Source organism: Glycomyces harbinensis (assembly GCF_900101745.1).
Classification (GTDB): domain Bacteria; phylum Actinomycetota; class Actinomycetes; order Mycobacteriales; family Micromonosporaceae; genus Glycomyces; species Glycomyces harbinensis.
This window is the reverse complement of the sequence record NZ_FNAD01000023.1, coordinates 26,455-42,238: the sequence shown is the minus strand read 5'-3', so window position 1 is coordinate 42,238 and position 15,784 is coordinate 26,455. Positions and strand designations below refer to the sequence as shown.

The window sequence follows — 15,784 nt, the reverse complement described above, 5'->3', positions numbered from 1 at the left end:
CCGCGAACCGCGAACCGCGAACCGCGAACCGCGAACCGCGAACCGCGAACCGCGAACCGCGAACCGCGAACCGGTCGCGATTCGGCCCGCCGCATGGCGCTTCGCCGGGCTGCGCATGGTCCGCTCTTCTCCCCCGTGGATCCGCGCTCCGGGGCTGGTCAGGTGCCAATTGAGGTGGTTTGGTCACACTCCGGGGTGTCGCGGGCCTGCGGATGAGGAGACCGGGGCTCGGCCTGTCTAAACTCGCGCCATGGAGAAACACCGTTCTTCACCTGCCCTGGCGCCCGCGACCCGGTCGCCGGGCCGCCGCACGTACCTCATGTGCCGCCCCGCCTACTACGCGGTCGAGTACGCCATCAACCCTTGGATGGACACGACCGCGCCCGTCGACGCCACGCTCGCCTGCGCCCAGTGGGAAGAGCTCGTCGACGTCTACACCCGCCTCGGCCACGATGTCATCCGCATCGAGCCCGAGCCGGGTCTGCCCGACATGGTCTACGCCGCCAACGGCGCCTTCGTCGTCGACGGGATCGCCTACGGCGCGAGCTTCCGCTTCCCCGAGCGCCGCCCCGAAGCCGACTCCCACGAGAAGTGGTACCGCACCGGCGGCTGGACCTACGCCAAGCCCGAGTTCGTCAACGAGGGCGAAGGCGACTTCACCTACCTGCCCGGCCGCGAGCTCATCCTCGCCGGCTGGGGTTTCCGCACCGACGCCCGCGCCCACGCCGAGGCCGCCGACGTGTTCGGCCGCCAAGTCGTCTCGCTGCGCCTGGTCGACCCCCGCTACTACCACCTCGACACCGCGCTCGCGCCCCTCGACGACGAGCGCATCGCCTACTTCCCCGAGGCCTTCGCCCCCGGCAGCCGCCTCCTGCTCGAACGGCTCTTCCCCGACGCGCTGATCGCCGACGCCGAGGACGCCGCCGCGTTCGGCCTCAACTTCGTCTCCGACGGCCGCAACGTCGTCGTCAACGCCGAGGCCGCGGGCATGGTCCGCAAGCTCCGCGAGGCCGGGTACGAGCCCGTCCCCGTCGACCTCTCCGAGCTCAAGAAGGGCGGCGGCTCCGTCAAATGCTGCACCGCCGAACTGCGCCGATAGCCGCCAGGACCTCGCGGCACCGGTGAGCTCCGGGCCTTGAACACCTTGACACGCAAGGGGGCGGGTGCTCCAGCATCGCTGGAGCACCCGCCCCCTTCATCAACCGCGGGTCGTTCTCGAGGATGCGGGCCGCGTCCTGCCAGGCGCCCTTGCGGCGTCACCGCGGTCCGCATCCAAGCCGTTCGCCGCGCCGTTCACCGGTACGGCGGCAATACCGGGCGCGGGCGGTCAGGCCGCGGCCAGCGTGGTCTCGAGGTCCTGCGGCGCCGCGTGGCGGGGCTGCTGGTGCGTCGCGGGCCGGGGCGCGGGCGCCGTCGGGTTCGGCCGCTCCGCGTGGCGGGCGGGAAGCTGCGCGGGCACCGCGGCGACCACGTGGTCGAGCGCCATGGTCGGCCCCTCGACCACCACCGTGCGGCTCGCGCGGTCCGCCCCGGGCATGGCGGACGCCGGGTGGCCGGCTGCGGCGGTGAACACCGCCGCAGCCATCGGGGCAGGGATCACCGGGAACACGCCGCTCGCGCTCTCGAGCGCGTGACGGCGCATCTCGGGTCGGCGCGCGTTCGCGGGCCGCGCCGACGCCTTCGGGCGCCGGAACGCCCGGGCGAGGAGGGCGTCGACCCGCCAGACGCGTTTGGCGTGCGTGGCCGGCAGCCAGAAGTGCCAGCGGTGCGGCTCGGCCGCGCCGGGCCCCTCCAGGACGGTGAAGTTCAGCTCGACCCCCGGCCCGGCCGGGTCGGCCGACCAGCGGAGGTTCTCGATCGCCGGCACCGGCGCGTCGAGGCACAGGCGCACCCGGCCGAGCAGCCGCGACTGGCGCGTCACGACCATCCGCTCGCCGGTGAGCATGAGAACGTAGTCGCCGCTGCCGAGCCCGTCGGACCCGACGCACCTGCTCAGCAGGGACACCTGGTCGCCGGACCCGATGTTGCGCCGCAGGATCGGAACGTGACGGGACAGGGCCGTCGTGGTCAGGCCGGCCTCGGCCGAACAGGCGAGCATCGTGCGCGAGAAAAGATCCATCTGCTTGTACCCCACCAGGTATCCGTGTGCGTCCGTGACTGTGCGGCGCGCTCTCAGTAGGGCTAACGGCAATTCGCATGTGCAAGTTACGGCCGCTGCGTGGCCTTGCCCACAACTCACCCCTTCGGGCGAGCGGACGTCGCGGTAGCGGGCGGAACGGGACCGGCGGGACCGGGCCCGCGGACGGGCCCCGATCAGGGGCGGTGGGGCGGTCTCCGGCGAAGGCGGGTCAGTCGAGCAGGGGCAGTTCGATCGCGTCGGACTCCGGGCGCAGCCACGGGTCGTCCCGGTCCCAGTCGCCGTCCCACTCGTGGTCCCAGTCGTGGCCGTGGTCCGGATCGTCGTCCGGATCGGCGGGGGCCTGCGACTCCTCGTTCCCGCATTCGGACGACTCCTCGACCGGCACGAGCTCGGGGTCCTGGACCTCGTCCTGCTCGGCGGGCGCCTCGGGCTCGCCGGACTCCTCGTCCGGGTGCTCCTGATCGGCGTCCGGCCTCGGCTCGGCCTGCGGATCGGCCGGACTCGGGTCGACCTCGGAGGCGCTCCCGGGCTCGGCGATCCCGCCCGGGCCGGGCTCCTCGGCGCCCTCGCCCGCGTTCGCCTCCGCGGAGGGCTCCTCCTCGATGACCACCGTCCCGGACTCGAACTCGTAGGGCTGGGCGGTCTCAACGCCGCCGTACAGGCCTCTGGTGAAGGTCCACCCGACCAGGGCGAAGGACGCCACGGTCCCCGCGCTCATCCCCACCAGGGCGAACCAGATCCCCACCGGCCAGCGTCCTGCCTGGTCGCTGCCTCTGCCGCGCACCGCGCGCTCCTTCCCGCCACCCCCGTGCGACGAAACGGCCGTTCAGGACCGATGATGTCGAGAGTTCAAGACCCTCGGCGTCGCTCGCGAGCCGTAAATTAGTGCAGTTCGACTACTCAGTGTCAGACTTCAATCCCGAATAGTAATCGGGGACCGGCTGTGACGCGCACCGCCCAAGGCTTTGGGATGCTTGGATACACCGGAATACGAATATGAGGAGGCAATCATGGGCGACCAACAGCGTCCTGCCAGGAAGACGGCCAAGAACCGTCAGAAATCCGCCTCAACGAACGAACCAGAGTTCGTGCAGCTGCTGACCCCCGAGGGCCGGCGCGTCAACCATCCCGACTACGACCTGAAACTGACCGACGACGAGTACCGCGGCCTCTACCGCGACCTCGTCGTCACCCGCGAACTCGACGCCCAGGGCACCGCCCTGCAGCGCCAGGGCCAGCTCGGCCTGTGGCCGAGCCTCCTCGGCCAGGAAGCCGCCCAGGTCGGCTCCGGCCGGGCCCTCAAACCCCAGGACACCGTCTTCCCCGCCTACCGGGAACTCGGCGTCCAGTGGTGCCGCGACATCGACCTCATCTCGTCGTTCGCGCTCTTCCGCGGGACCGACCTCGGCGGACGCGACGTCGCCGCCGACCGCTTCAACATGTACGCGATCGTCATCGCCTCCCAGACCCTCCACGCCGCCGGCTACGCCATGGGCGTCGCCAAGGACGGCGCGGTCGGCACCGACGACGGCGAGGCCGTCGTCGTCTACCATGGCGACGGCGCCACCAGCGAGGGCGACTTCAACGAAGCCCTCATCTGGGCGGGCGTGTTCAACTCCCCGCTCGTGCTGTTCTGCCAGAACAACCAGTACGCGATCTCCGAGACCAACGCCCGCCAGTTCCGGCTGCCGCCGCACCGCCGCGCCGAGGGCTTCGGCGTCCCCGGCGTCCTCGTCGACGGCAACGACGTCCTCGCGACCTACGCCGTCACCGAGACCGCGCTCGACCGCGCCCGCCGCGGCGAAGGACCCAGCCTCATCGAGGCCTACACCTACCGGATGCAGCCGCACACCACCTCCGACGACGCCACCCGCTACCGCGACGAGGCCGAACTCGACTTCTGGCGCGCGAAGGACCCGATCGTCCGCTACCGCAAGTGGCTGACGGCCGAGAAGCTCGCCGACGAGGACTACTTCGCACGCGTCGACACCGAGGCGGGCGAACTCGTCCGCGAACTGCGCGCCCGCGTCATGGCGCTGACCGACCCGGAGGTCGCCGAGATGTTCGACAACGTGTACGCCGAGATGCCGCCCGGCATCGCGGCCCAGCGGGCGGAGGCCCTCGAGTTCCAAGCCTCCCTTGACGAGGGGAGCGAGGCCCGATGACGACCATGACCATGGTGAAAGCGCTCAACGAAGGCCTGCGCCGCGTCCTGGAGGACCAGCCCAGGTCCCTCGTGATGGGCGAGGACGTGGGCCGCCTCGGCGGCGTCTTCCGCGTCACCGACGGCCTCCACAAGGACTTCGGCGCCGACCGCATCATCGACACCCCGCTCGCGGAGTCCGGCATCATCGGCACCGCGATCGGCCTCGCCCTGCGCGGCTACCGGCCCATCTGCGAGATCCAGTTCGACGGCTTCGTCTACCCCGCCTTCGACCAGCTCGTCTCGCAGCTCGCGAAGATCCCGAACCGCTCCGGCGGGCGCGTGCGCCTGCCCGTCGTCGTCCGCATCCCCTTCGGCGGCGGCATCGGCGCGATCGAGCACCACTCGGAATCCCCCGAGGCCTACTTCGCGCACACCGCCGGCCTCAAGGTCGTCACCTGCTCCAACCCGGCCGACGCCTACTGGATGATCCAGCAGGCCGCCGCCGGCGACGACCCGGTGATCTTCTTCGAGCCCAAGCGCCGCTACCACGCCAAAGCCGACGTCGACACCGGCGCCGCCGCCCTCGACCTCTACCGGGCCCGCACCGTCCGCGAAGGCCGCACCGCGACCCTCATCGCCTACGGCCCCACCGTGGACGTGGCCGAGAACGCCGCCGCCGCGGCCGCCGAGGAAGGCCTCGACCTCGAGGTCATCGACCTGCGCGCCCTCTCCCCGATCGACTGGGACCCGCTGTTCGCCTCGGTCCGCAAGACCGGACGGGCCGTCGTCGTCCACGAGGCCCCCGGCAACATCGGCATCGGCGCCGAGGTCGCCGCCCGCGTCAGCGAGGAGTGCTTCTACTCCCTCGAGGCGCCCGTCCTGCGGGTGACCGGCTATGACGTCCCTTATCCGGCGAGCCGCCTCGAAGACGACTACCTTCCGAACCTGGACCGGGTGCTCGACGCCGTCGACCGGTCCCTCGAGTACTGAGGAGCCGGACATGGGTCAGAAGATCACGTTCAACCTGCCCGACCTCGGCGAAGGGCTCACCGAGGGCGAAGTCGCCGCATGGCTCGTCGAGCCGGGCGGAGCCGTCACGCTCAACCAGCCGTTCGTGGAGGTCGAGACCGCCAAGGCCCTCGTCGAGGTCCCCAGCCCCTACGACGGGGTCCTCGCCGAGCACCACGCCGAAGCGGGCACCACCGTCGACGTCGGCAAGCCGCTCGCCACCTTCGAGGTCGAAGGCGCCGAAGCGCCCCCGGCCCAGAAGGCCGACAAGCGCACGCCCAACCTCGTCGGGTACGGCGCACGCGAAGCCGGGTCCAAGCGCCGCAAGCGCCGGGACCCCGAGGCACCCGCGGCAGCGGCGGCCCCGACCGCGCCGGCGGCGCCCGCAGCGCCGCCCGAACCGGTCGCACCGCCCGCGCCCGCCGCGCCGGCCGCCCCCACCGGGCCGGTCCTCGCCAAGCCCCCGGTCCGCAAACTCGCCAAAGACCTCGGCATCGACCTCGCCGCCGTCACCGCGACCGGACCGAACGGCACGGTCTCCCGCGCCGACGTGGAAGCCGCGGCCGCCCCCGCGGCAGCGGCACCCACCGCGCCGGCGCGCGTCAAGGCCGCCGCCGAGGACCAGCGCATCCCCATCAAGGGCGTGCGCAAGCTGACCGCGCAGAACATGGTCGCCTCGGCGTTCACCGCCCCGCACGCCACCGTGTTCCTCACCTGCGACGTCACCGCCATGATGGCGACGGTCAAGGAGTTCAAGGGCCGCAAGGAGTTCGCCGACGTCAAGGTGACCCCCCTGCTGTTCGTGGCCAAAGCGGTCCTCCTGGCCGCCCGCCGCCACCCGATGATCAACGCCCAGTGGGACGAAGCGGCCCAGGAGATCGTCGTCAAGCACGACGTCAACCTCGGCATCGCCGCCGCCACCCCGCGCGGCCTGGTCGTCCCGAACGTCAAGGCCGCCCAGGACCTGAGCCTGATCGAACTGGCCGAGGCCCTCACCGCGCTGGCCCGCACGGCCCGCGAGGGGAAGACCTCGCTGGCCGACATGACCGGGGGCACGATCTCGATCAGCAACGTCGGCGTCTTCGGCATCGACACCGGTACGCCGATCCTCCCTCCGGGGGAGTCGGCGATCCTCGTGTTCGGCGCGGTCCGGCCGCAGCCGTGGGTGCACGAGGGCGAGATCGCGGTCCGGCAGGTGACCACGCTCGGGCTGTCCTTCGACCACCGGCTCGTCGACGGTGAACTCGGTTCCCAGTTCCTCGCCGACGTGGGCGCGTTCCTCCAGCACCCTGGGGAAACGCTCCTCGCCTGGACGTGATCAAGGGCACCGATGATTCGTTGGCGGAACTCGGCTTTCGGTGTTGTAATTGAGGCACGGAAACAACGGGGAAACATATCTTCGAAGTTTCCGGACGTCTCGGGCAACTGAGACCGCGAACTTTATCTCCTCCCAAGCGGTGTGGCGGACAGCGCCGAGTTCCCACATCGCTGAGACCCTCTCCAGGGGGTTCTCACACCGGCCGGGCGCCGCGTTTGCCATGAGGGGTGGGCAACCGCTGGCGCCCGGCCTCATCTCTGCCCCGAAATCGTCGGGTTCCCTCACGTTGCTGACGCTCCGTCGCCGCTTCCTCGCCGTCTTCCGGTCCACTGGGGCCCTCCGGCGACCTCCTTAACCCTGTCGAGTGACCGTTAGCGCCGCTGCGGTACCGTGTGACCCGTCTGGCGTGCCCCCAAGACGCCAGGCCGGAAGCAGCATTGAGGAGCAGCCGTGACCTCCGAGCAAGGCAACACGCCAGCTAAGGGCGAGAACCCCGACGACCGGGCCGACGCGACCGACGCCTCCCCTGAGGCCGGCCCGGGCCCGAGTCCCGCCCCCGAAGCGGCGAGCGCCGACGCTCCCGCCGACAGCGCCCCCGAGGCCCCCGCCGCGGACGAGGGCGCACCCGAGGCGGCCCCGGCCGCCGCGGAGGCGACCGAGGTACCGGAGACACCCGCCGCGGAAGCGGCCCCCGAGGCGCCGGCCGCTCCCGCCGAGCCCGAGGCGCCCGGCGCGGACGAGGTCGCGGCAGCGCCCGTCCCGGCCGCCGAGGTCCCCGACGCGCCCGTCGCCGACAGCGCTCCCTCCGTGGACGAGGGCGCCACCCAGTCCTTCCCGACGGCCGCGGCCAACGAGATCGAGGTCCCCGTCGCACCCGCCGCGGACAGCGCCCCCGAGCAGGTGCCGCCCGCCGCGTTCGAGGCCCCCGCGCCGCAGGCCTCGCCTCCGGGCCCGCAGTTCGACGAGGACGGGACGCAGATCCTGCGCCTGGGCCCCTCGTCGCCGCCCGCTCCCGCCGCACCGCCCGCCAACGTGGCCGAGGAGCGCACCGAAGTGCTCCCGCCCCAGGGCGTCTCGGGCTTCAACGCTCCCGCGCCCTACGGCGACCAGCCTCCCGCGCCGAGCCCGTCGCCGGTCGCTCCGGCCTCGCCGCAGGCCTGGCCCTCGCCGCCGCCGAACCCGCTCGCGAACCAGGGCATGAACCCGGCCGCGATGCCGCCGCCCCCGCCCGCCGCGCCGTACGCGCAGCCGCCCTCGGCCTACCAGCCGCAGGCGCCGCAGGGCCAGCAGCCGGTCCAGTCGGACGACACCCAGAAGCTCATCATCGGCCCGCACAACCCGCACAGCGAGCCGCCGCCGGCTCCGGCCTCGGCCTACGGGCAGTCCGCGCAGCCGGGGCAGTCGCAGCCGCAGATGGCCCAGCAGTACACGCAGCCGGGCATGCCGCCCGGCTCGGTCCCGCCCGGCCAGTACCCGCCCCAGCCGGCCCCCGCCCCCTCCGGCGGCGGCCGCAAGAAGGCGCTCGTGCCGATCCTGGCGGCCGTGGCCGCCGTGGTCGTGATCGGTGCGGCCGTGGGCGTCTACTTCCTGCTGTTCGCGGCGCCGAAGTTCGAGGAGGGCGGCTGCGTCCGCCACACCAGCGGCGACCAGGCCGAGGCGATCGACTGCGCCGACGCCAAGGACGGCGAGGACTACGAGATCGTCTCGAAGGTCGGCGACGGCCAGGAGTGCGCCGACGCGGGCCGCGAGACCCTCACCGTCGGCGAGGACGTCTACTGCCTGAGCCTCCTCGGCGCGCCCGAAGAGGGCGAGGGCGGCGAGGAAGCCTCCGAGTCGCCCGCTGAATAGGCCTCCAGCTGGTCATATCTACTTGAATACCGATAAGTCATGATATTTCGGGTCTTAAGGGACCCGGCCTTGGCGAAGCTTGCGAGCCATGAATTTGCAGAGCTCAAAAATATCCTGACGGTACGACAGGCCTCCGGGGCCGGCGGACGCGTTCCGCCGGCCCCGCCCCACTTTGCGAGACGGCCTCGCCTCCAAGGGGTCGCGCTCGTCTCCCCGCGGGCCGCCGCGGCGCCCCTGACCTCGGGTCCGAGTTAGGCTCACCCGATGGCACAGTCTCGCGTCCGCGCGGCCCCGCTCACCGGCCGCGGCTGGCTCAACACCGGCGACCGGCGGCTCGACCTCGAAAGCCTGCGCGGCAAGATCGTCGTCCTCGACTTCTGGACCTTCTGCTGCATCAACTGCCTCCACGTCCTCGACGAGCTGCGCCCGCTCGAGGAGAAGTACGGCGACGCCCTCCTCATCGTCGGCGTCCACTCCCCGAAGTTCGAGCACGAGCGCGATCCCCGGGCCCTCGCGGCCGCCGTCGAGCGCTACGGCGTCGAGCACCCCGTCCTCGACGACCCCGACCTCAAGACCTGGGACGCCTACGCCGCCCGCGCCTGGCCCACCCTCGCCGTCATCGACCCCGAGGGCTACGTCGTGTCCACGATGGCCGGTGAAGGCCACCTCGAGGCGCTCGACGCGATCATCGGCGGCCTCGTCGCGGCCCACACCGCCAAGGGCACCCTCGACCCCGAAGGCAGCCCCTACGTGGCCGTCCGGCCCGCCGATACCGCGCTCCGCTTCCCCGGCAAGGCCGTCGAACTGCCCGGCGGCGACGTCCTCGTCACCGACTCCGCCCGCCACCGCCTCGTCCGCCTCGCCCCCGACCTGACCACCGTCGTCGCGGTCGTCGGCACCGGCGAGCGCGGCCGCGCGGACGGCCCCGAACCGACCTTCAACGAACCCCAGGGCCTCGTCCTCCTGCCCGAGGACGTCGCCGCGAAGGCGGGCTACGACCTCGTCGTCGCCGACACCGTCAACCACCTCCTGCGGGGCGTCGACCTCGCCGCCGGCACCGCCGTCACCGTGGCCGGCACCGGCAGGCAGTGGCGCATGGACGACGGCGCCGGTGCGGCCCTCGACACCGACCTCTCCTCGCCCTGGGACCTCGCCTGGTTCGAGGACCGGGTCGTCATAGCGATGGCCGGCATCCACCAGCTCTGGTCCTTCGACCCGGTCGCGGGCACCGCGGGCGTCTACGCCGGGACCACCGTCGAAAGCCTCAAGGACGGCCCGCTCGACCAGGTCTGGATGGCCCAGCCCTCCGGCCTCGCCGTGGGCCCCTCCGCCGAGGCGGGCGGCGAGCGCCTCTGGCTGGTCGACGCCGAGACCTCCGCGCTCCGCTACGTCGAGCGCGGCCGGATGCACACCGCCGTCGGCCAGGGCCTGTTCGACTTCGGCCACGTCGACGGCCCCGCGGGCGAAGCGCTCATGCAGCACCCGCTCGGCCTCGCCGTCCTCCCCGACGGGCGGATCGCGGTGGCCGACACCTACAACGGCGCCCTGCGCGTCTACGACCCGCGCGAGGACGAGGTCGCCACCCTCGCCGGGGGCCTGGCCGAACCCAGCGACGTGCTCGTCCTGGGGGAGCGGGTGGTCGTGGTCGAATCGGCCGCGCACCGCCTCGCCGCCCCCGACCTGGGCGAGGCCGCCGTCGCCGGGCAGCACCACCGGGTCGCGCGCAAGCGCACCAGGGTCGCGCCCGGCGCGCTGCGCCTCGAAGTGCTCTTCGAGCCCGCCGCGGGCCAGAAGCTCGACTACACGTACGGCTCGCCCCTCCAGGTCACCGTCTCCGCCGACCCGCCCCACCTCCTCGCCGAGGGCGCGGGCAGGGGCGAGGAGCTCGGCCGCGACCTCGTCCTCGCCGAAAGCGTCGACCGCGGCGTCCTGCAGGTGGTGGCCCAGGCCGCGACCTGCGACGCCGAGGCCGAGCACCCCGCGTGCCACCTCACCCGCCAGGACTGGGGCGTGCCCGTCGAGATCGCCGAGGACGGGGTGTCTACGCTGCGGTTGGTGCTGCGGTCCTGAACGCGGCGCGTCGTCCGTCCGCGTATTTCGCCGGGCGGTCGCGTGTCATGAATCCGTGTGGCGCTCACCGCGCATTACGTTGTCCCGAGCACATCGCATTCCGAAGCACGGCATACAGGGAGGCATCCGCTGTGACCCTTGAGGCGCAGGTCGAAGAACGCTACGCGGACTACGAGCACTGGCTCGTGCTCAACGCCGCCGACCAGATCGTCACCGTCGGCAAGCTGCTGGAGCAGCAGGTCCGCACCCTCGAATACCTCACCCCCGACTACGCGGCGAGCCTCGCCGAGTTCGAACCGGACCTCACCGGTATTCGGCTGAACGGCTAACCGGACCCGGCCGAACGGTCGAACCCCGATCGTCCCCATCGGAGTAACGTCGGCCCCGACGCGAGAGGCGCGGCCCTCCGCGCAGCGGCGCCGCGGCTCCCCCGGGAGCCGCAGGCGACCAGGGGCCGGCAAGCCCGACGCGCGAGGGCCGTCCCGGGGCCGGCGCACGCCGACGGGCCCCCGGGCCGGGGAGCGTGCGCCGACGATCGGGCACTCAACGGGCACTGAGCAATTCCTGGAATCACCGACCCCGGGACGGCCCCCTCCGCACCGCTACGCTGACAGCGAAGTCCCGGCACAGCGCCGCTGGAGCGTCGGCCCGCGCTGATACCTTCGATGGGTGGAATCTTTCGAGAGGCCCTTCGGCGACGAGACCGGCCCCGTCCAAGCCCCGATGCACCCCGCGTGGATCCGCATCATGCCGTGCAGCATCGAGTTGTTCCGCACCGTCCCCTCCGTGAACCCGTTCCCGGCCAACTGGTGGGCCGAGGCCTTCCCCGAGGACGACATCTGGAACGAGCCCGTCTGGTGCGACCCGGGCGACGTCGACGACTGGATCGCCGAAGCCTCCGAGCACCACCTGGGCGCCTCCCCCGAGGTCATAGAGAAGGAGGCCCGCGAGGAGTACGACCGGGCCACCGCCGAGCGCTCCGAGCGCATCGACACCTTCACCACCCACTGCCGGCGCGCGGGCCTGCCCGTCCCCCACACCGTCCGCGACCTGCTCGAATTCCTCCTCGCCCTCGGCCTGTACCGCTCCGAGATGCGCGAGGGGAAGCTGTTCGTCGCCCCGCTGCTGTACATCAACCCGTTCGACGTCCTCGCCTTCGACAAGCTCGAGGCCATCGAGGAGGCCGCCGACCAGCGCGGCGACCTGGAGGAGCTCACGGCCATCGCGATCCGCAGGATCGGCGGGGTCGACTACGAGTTCGACGACGAGGGCCACTTCGTGCTGCCGGGCAACGCCAAGTCCGCCACGGTCACCGTGAGCCTCGCGGCGCTCGCCGACGATGCGGGCGTCCCGGCCCCGGTGATCCGCGGGATGCTCATGGAGCTGGCCGAGGACGGCGACGTCGCCGGGTCGGTCGACCTGGGCGAGGTGCCCGTCGCCGACGAGTTCACGCTCACCGCCTCCGACGACCTCCTGGGCGGGTACCCGAACGACGAGCTGCTGCCGCCCGAGCACGCCTGAGGCGCGCCCCGGACGCGGCCGAGAGCCGCTCCGGGCCGCGTGAGCGAGCCCGCAGCCCATTCACTCCCAGTTCACCTGCGCGCCCCCTGCCGTGCACCTCGATGGCGTTCCATGAGGGCAGGACACGTTAACGGCGGTTGACATTCGGTGATTGGAGTTCGCGTGAGCGTGAACGAGACTGGTATCCGCACCAAGGCGCCCATCACGGGCCTCGCTGCGCAGGGCCGTGCCGGCTCGCCCGCAGGGACCGAGACCGAGACGGTCATCGAGCTCAAGGGCGTCGACATCCACTACGGCAAGGCCCACGCGGTGCGCGACGTCTCGCTGCCCGTCGCCCGCAACCAGATCACCGCGATGATCGGCCCCTCCGGCTGCGGCAAGTCGACGGTGCTGCGCTCGATCAACCGCATGAACGACCTCATCCCCGGGGCGAAGGTCACCGGCGAGATCACCTTCCATGGCCAGGACATCTACCGCCCGGGCGTGGACCCGATCGCGGTGCGCCGCCACATCGGCATGGTCTTCCAGAAGGCCAACCCGTTCCCCAAGTCGATCTTCGACAACGTCGCCTACGGCCTGCGCATCAACGGCATGAAGGACGACCTCGCCGACCGGGTCGAGCGGGCCCTGCGCAGCGCGGCCCTGTGGGACGAGGTCAAGGACAACCTCAAGAAGAGCGCCCTGGCGCTCTCGGGCGGCCAGCAGCAGCGCCTGTGCATCGCCCGCGCGGTCGCGGTGCAGCCGGAGGTCCTGCTCATGGACGAGCCGTGCTCGGCGCTCGACCCGATCGCGACCGCCCGCATCGAGGAGCTCATGAACGAGCTGGTGCGCGACTACACGATCGTGATCGTCACCCACAACATGCAGCAGGCCGCGCGCGTCTCCGACTCGACGGCGTTCTACTCGGCCGACGTCGACGACGAGGGCGAGCGCTTCGGCTTCCTCGTCGAGTTCGACGAGACGCAGCGCCTGTTCTCCAACCCGTCGGACCAGCGCACCGAGGACTACATCACGGGCCGCTTCGGCTAGCGGCGCGGACATGAGAGAGCGGGGGCGGCCAAGGGCCGCCCCCGCTGTCGTCCCTCACCCGGTCAGACGTCGTTGGCGCACAGCAGCGCCAGCACGTTGTCCTCGAAGTCGAGGATGGAGAAGTACCAGTCGGTGCCGCACTCGGTGCCCGCGGTGTTGAGCTCGTCCTCGGTCATCGGCACCGGGTTGTCGTAGACGACGGTGCTGTCGACCCGGTAGATCGCCGAGCCGGAGCCGCAGTCGACGGTCCACCACGAGTCGCTGTCGTCGAAGCAGTCCCCGGTGTCGGGGATGATGGGCGTCTGCTCCGGGTTGTCCGGGTTGGCGGCGCCGATCGCCTCGTAGCAGTACAGGGAGTCCAGGACGCCCGAGGAGTACACGGTGTGCCAGGTCTGCCAGGCGTTGCCGGGGTAGACCTGGCCCCAGCCGGCCCCGCACAGGTCGTAGGCGACCTGGGAGTCGACGAGGTTGCCTTCGGCGTCGACTTCGCCGTCGACGTCGTAGGACTGCGCGGTGATGGTCCAGAACGCGGCGGGGTCGGCGCAGTCGAGGAGCGCGAGGCCGTCGCCTTCGATGACGGGCGCGTAGGGCAGGCATTGGCCCACCTCGGTGTCGGTCTCCTCCTGGGTGGTCGTCTCCTCCTGCGGGGAGGTCTCGCCGTCGCTGGCCTCTTCGCTGGTGGTGCCGTCGCCGCCGTCGGCCTGGTCGTCGTCGCCGCGCATGTTCAAGACGACGAGCAGGGTCGCGCCGAGCACGAGCACGACGGCGCCGATGACGATGCCGCCGATGAGGCCGAGGTTGCGCTTGGGCGGCTCGGGCGGCGGGACCGGCGCGCCGTAGGGCCCGGTCGGCGGCTCGTAGGGCGGCTGGCCGCCGTACTGGGGACCGCCGCCGTACGGCGGCTGCTGCGGTTGCTGCGGCTGGCTCCCGTATGGGCTCTGTCCGCCGTTGTAGGGCGACTGGTAGCCGTAGCCGGGCGTCTGCGGTTGATCCGGCGGGGGACCGTAGTTGGGAGGGACCGTCATATAGGCCACGCTATAGGGCTTTGTCAACACCGCATGTCGAGAGTGCCGGAACCGGGTGAGAAAAGTCGCAGGTCAGCGTGGTGTTCGCGCCCTGTTCGCGTCGATCGGCGCGGATGGGGCGTGACGTACGCATCGGCGGTTTCGACCCTGGTCGCGCCCGCGGCGCACCGGGTGCCCCTTTCGGGTCGTCACAGCGTGTCCGGCAGGACGAGGACCCGCTCGACCGTGTAGTCGTCCATGGCCCACCGGACGCCCTCGCGTCCGACTCCGGAGGCCTTGACGCCGCCGTAGGGCATCTGGTCGGCCCGGAACGAGGGCACGTCGCCGATGACGACGCCGCCGACGTCGAGGACGCGGTGGGCGAGCATCGCCTGCGGGAGGCTCTCGGTGAACACGCCGGCCTGGAGGCCGTAGCGGGAGTCGTTGACCGCGTCGAGTCCGGCTTCGAAGCCGTCGACGCTGGCGAGCACGAGTACGGGCCCGAAGACCTCTTCGCGCAGGACCTTCGCGTCGGGGCGGACGTTGGTGAGCACGGTGGGCTCGATGAGCGAGCCCGAGCGGGGACTGCCGCCGCACAGGACCTTCGCGCCCTCGTCGACGGCCTCCTCGATCCACGATTCGACCCGCGCGGCGGCGTCGGCGCTGATGAGCGGCCCCACCTTGCACGAGGGGTCGTTCGGGTCGCCCGAGGGGAGGGCCTTGACGCACTCGACGATGCGCCCGGCCATGTCGGCGAACGCGGGCGCCTCGATGAAGACCCGCTGCACCGCGATGCACGACTGGCCGGCCTGGTAGTTGCCGAACATCGCGATCCGCTCGGCCGCCCAGTCGCGTTTGGCGTAGTCGGCGGCGACGAGGGCCGCGGCGTTGCCGCCCAGTTCGAGCGTGACGTGCTTGTCGGGGACGCGGCGCAGGAGCTGCTTGCCCACGGGCCCCGAGCCGGTGAAGGAGACGACGGGGAGCCGGGGGTCGTCCACGAGCTGCTCGGCGCGGTGGTCGGGCACCGGCAGGACCGAGAGCATCGCGGGGGGCAGGTCGGTCTCGGAGAACAGGGCGCCCAGGTGCAGGGCCGACAGCGGCGTGGCCGGGGCGGGCTTGAGCACGATCGGGCAGCCGGCCGCGATCGCGGGGGCGACCTTGTGCGCCACGAGGTTCAGCGGGAAGTTGAACGGGGTGATGCCCAGGACCGGTCCGCGCGGGAAGCGCCGGACGATCGCCATGCGGCCGTCGGCGGCCGGGTCGGTGTCGAGGCGCTGGACCTCACCGCCGAAGCGCCGCGCCTCCTCGGCGGCCCACCGGAACGTGGAGACGGCCCGGCGCACTTCGGCGCGCGCCCACGAGATGGGCTTGCCCGATTCGGCGGTGATGAGCTCGGCGCAGGTCTCGGCCTCTTCGTCCAGGCGCCTGCGCACGTGTTCGAGCGCTTCGGCCCGCACGTGGGCGGGCAGCCCGGCGCATTCGCGCGCGGCCCCCGAGGCGGCGGCGACGGCGGCCTCGACCTGGCCGGCGGTGGCCCAGGAGGTGGCGCCGACCGGCGACTCGTCGAAGGGGTGGGTGACGAAGAACTCCTCCTCGCCGTGCTGCGGACGGCCTGCCACCCAAATGGGCGAAACGGGACGGAGACGTTGGGACATGTCTCCAGACTACGGGTTCACACGCCTGCGCCGCTGCGGATGGGC

Annotated in this window: 13 protein-coding genes; 9 read left to right on the top strand and 4 right to left on the bottom strand. The window is 72.0% G+C overall.

What is annotated here, in order from left to right; translation table 11 throughout:
- The first annotated feature begins 250 nt into the window (after window positions 1-250).
- Entirely contained in the window at window positions 251-1,099 is an 849-nt protein-coding gene (ddaH, locus tag BLQ63_RS25740; protein WP_091040404.1) for a dimethylargininase, read from the top strand.
- A gap of 228 nt (window positions 1,100-1,327) precedes the next feature.
- Here ddaH and BLQ63_RS28660 read toward each other — a convergent pair whose 3' ends face one another.
- Together BLQ63_RS28660 and BLQ63_RS25730 are read right to left on the bottom strand one after the other, a co-directional pair.
- Window positions 1,328-2,134: a hypothetical protein gene (locus BLQ63_RS28660; RefSeq protein WP_177155110.1), complete on the bottom strand. Its 807-nt coding sequence runs from the start codon at window positions 2,132-2,134 to the stop codon at window positions 1,328-1,330.
- 214 nt (window positions 2,135-2,348) lie between these two features.
- On the bottom strand, window positions 2,349-2,924 hold the full coding sequence (locus BLQ63_RS25730) for an ICP22 family protein (RefSeq protein ID WP_091040403.1): 576 nt from the start codon (window positions 2,922-2,924) through the stop codon (window positions 2,349-2,351).
- Between the two features lie 226 nt (window positions 2,925-3,150).
- Here BLQ63_RS25730 and BLQ63_RS25725 point away from each other — a divergent pair, with 226 nt between their 5' ends.
- From BLQ63_RS25725 to pstB, 8 genes are all read left to right on the top strand, one after another.
- Window positions 3,151-4,305: a thiamine pyrophosphate-dependent dehydrogenase E1 component subunit alpha gene (locus tag BLQ63_RS25725; protein ID WP_091040402.1), complete on the top strand. Its 1,155-nt coding sequence runs from the start codon at window positions 3,151-3,153 to the stop codon at window positions 4,303-4,305.
- A complete protein-coding gene (locus BLQ63_RS25720) occupies window positions 4,302-5,276 on the top strand; it encodes an alpha-ketoacid dehydrogenase subunit beta (protein WP_091040401.1) in 975 nt (324 codons plus the stop codon). Before BLQ63_RS25725 ends, BLQ63_RS25720 begins: the two co-directional genes overlap by 4 nt.
- A 10-nt stretch (window positions 5,277-5,286) precedes the next feature.
- On the top strand, window positions 5,287-6,612 hold the full coding sequence (locus BLQ63_RS25715) for a dihydrolipoamide acetyltransferase family protein (RefSeq protein WP_091040400.1): 1,326 nt from the start codon (window positions 5,287-5,289) through the stop codon (window positions 6,610-6,612).
- A 450-nt stretch (window positions 6,613-7,062) separates the two neighbouring features.
- Window positions 7,063-8,460 (top strand): hypothetical protein, encoded by a 1,398-nt coding sequence (locus BLQ63_RS25710; protein WP_091040399.1) that lies wholly within the window; start codon window positions 7,063-7,065, stop codon window positions 8,458-8,460.
- 264 nt (window positions 8,461-8,724) lie between these two features.
- Window positions 8,725-10,530, top strand: coding sequence for an NHL domain-containing thioredoxin family protein (locus BLQ63_RS25705; RefSeq protein WP_091040398.1), 1,806 nt, complete (start codon window positions 8,725-8,727; stop codon window positions 10,528-10,530).
- 131 nt (window positions 10,531-10,661) lie between these two features.
- Window positions 10,662-10,859 carry a hypothetical protein gene (locus BLQ63_RS25700; RefSeq protein ID WP_091040397.1) on the top strand — a complete coding sequence of 66 codons (198 nt, stop codon included), beginning with the start codon at window positions 10,662-10,664 and terminating at the stop codon, window positions 10,857-10,859.
- Window positions 10,860-11,199: 340 nt separating this feature from the next.
- Window positions 11,200-12,051: a DUF6042 family protein gene (locus BLQ63_RS25695; RefSeq protein WP_091040396.1), complete on the top strand. Its 852-nt coding sequence runs from the start codon at window positions 11,200-11,202 to the stop codon at window positions 12,049-12,051.
- 162 nt (window positions 12,052-12,213) lie between these two features.
- Window positions 12,214-13,080 (top strand): phosphate ABC transporter ATP-binding protein PstB, encoded by an 867-nt coding sequence (pstB, locus tag BLQ63_RS25690; RefSeq protein WP_419774926.1) that lies wholly within the window; start codon window positions 12,214-12,216, stop codon window positions 13,078-13,080.
- A gap of 62 nt (window positions 13,081-13,142) precedes the next feature.
- On the opposite strand, the gene BLQ63_RS25685 is transcribed toward pstB, so the two are convergent.
- Window positions 13,143-14,105 (bottom strand): hypothetical protein, encoded by a 963-nt coding sequence (locus BLQ63_RS25685; protein ID WP_091040395.1) that lies wholly within the window; start codon window positions 14,103-14,105, stop codon window positions 13,143-13,145.
- Window positions 14,106-14,293: 188 nt separating this feature from the next.
- Window positions 14,294-15,739: an aldehyde dehydrogenase family protein gene (locus BLQ63_RS25680; RefSeq protein ID WP_091040394.1), complete on the bottom strand. Its 1,446-nt coding sequence runs from the start codon at window positions 15,737-15,739 to the stop codon at window positions 14,294-14,296.
- Between the last annotated feature and the right edge of the window lie 45 nt (window positions 15,740-15,784).

Coding starts and splice junctions, on each gene's coding strand:
- BLQ63_RS25705 (WP_091040398.1), top strand. CDS start 8,725: ATGGCACAGTCTCGCGTCCGCGCGGCCCCGCTCACCGGCCGCGGCTGG.
- BLQ63_RS25725 (WP_091040402.1), top strand. CDS start 3,151: ATGGGCGACCAACAGCGTCCTGCCAGGAAGACGGCCAAGAACCGTCAG.
- BLQ63_RS25685 (WP_091040395.1), bottom strand. CDS start 14,105: ATGACGGTCCCTCCCAACTACGGTCCCCCGCCGGATCAACCGCAGACG.
- BLQ63_RS25680 (WP_091040394.1), bottom strand. CDS start 15,739: ATGTCCCAACGTCTCCGTCCCGTTTCGCCCATTTGGGTGGCAGGCCGT.
- BLQ63_RS25715 (WP_091040400.1), top strand. CDS start 5,287: ATGGGTCAGAAGATCACGTTCAACCTGCCCGACCTCGGCGAAGGGCTC.
- ddaH (WP_091040404.1), top strand. CDS start 251: ATGGAGAAACACCGTTCTTCACCTGCCCTGGCGCCCGCGACCCGGTCG.
- BLQ63_RS25720 (WP_091040401.1), top strand. CDS start 4,302: ATGACGACCATGACCATGGTGAAAGCGCTCAACGAAGGCCTGCGCCGC.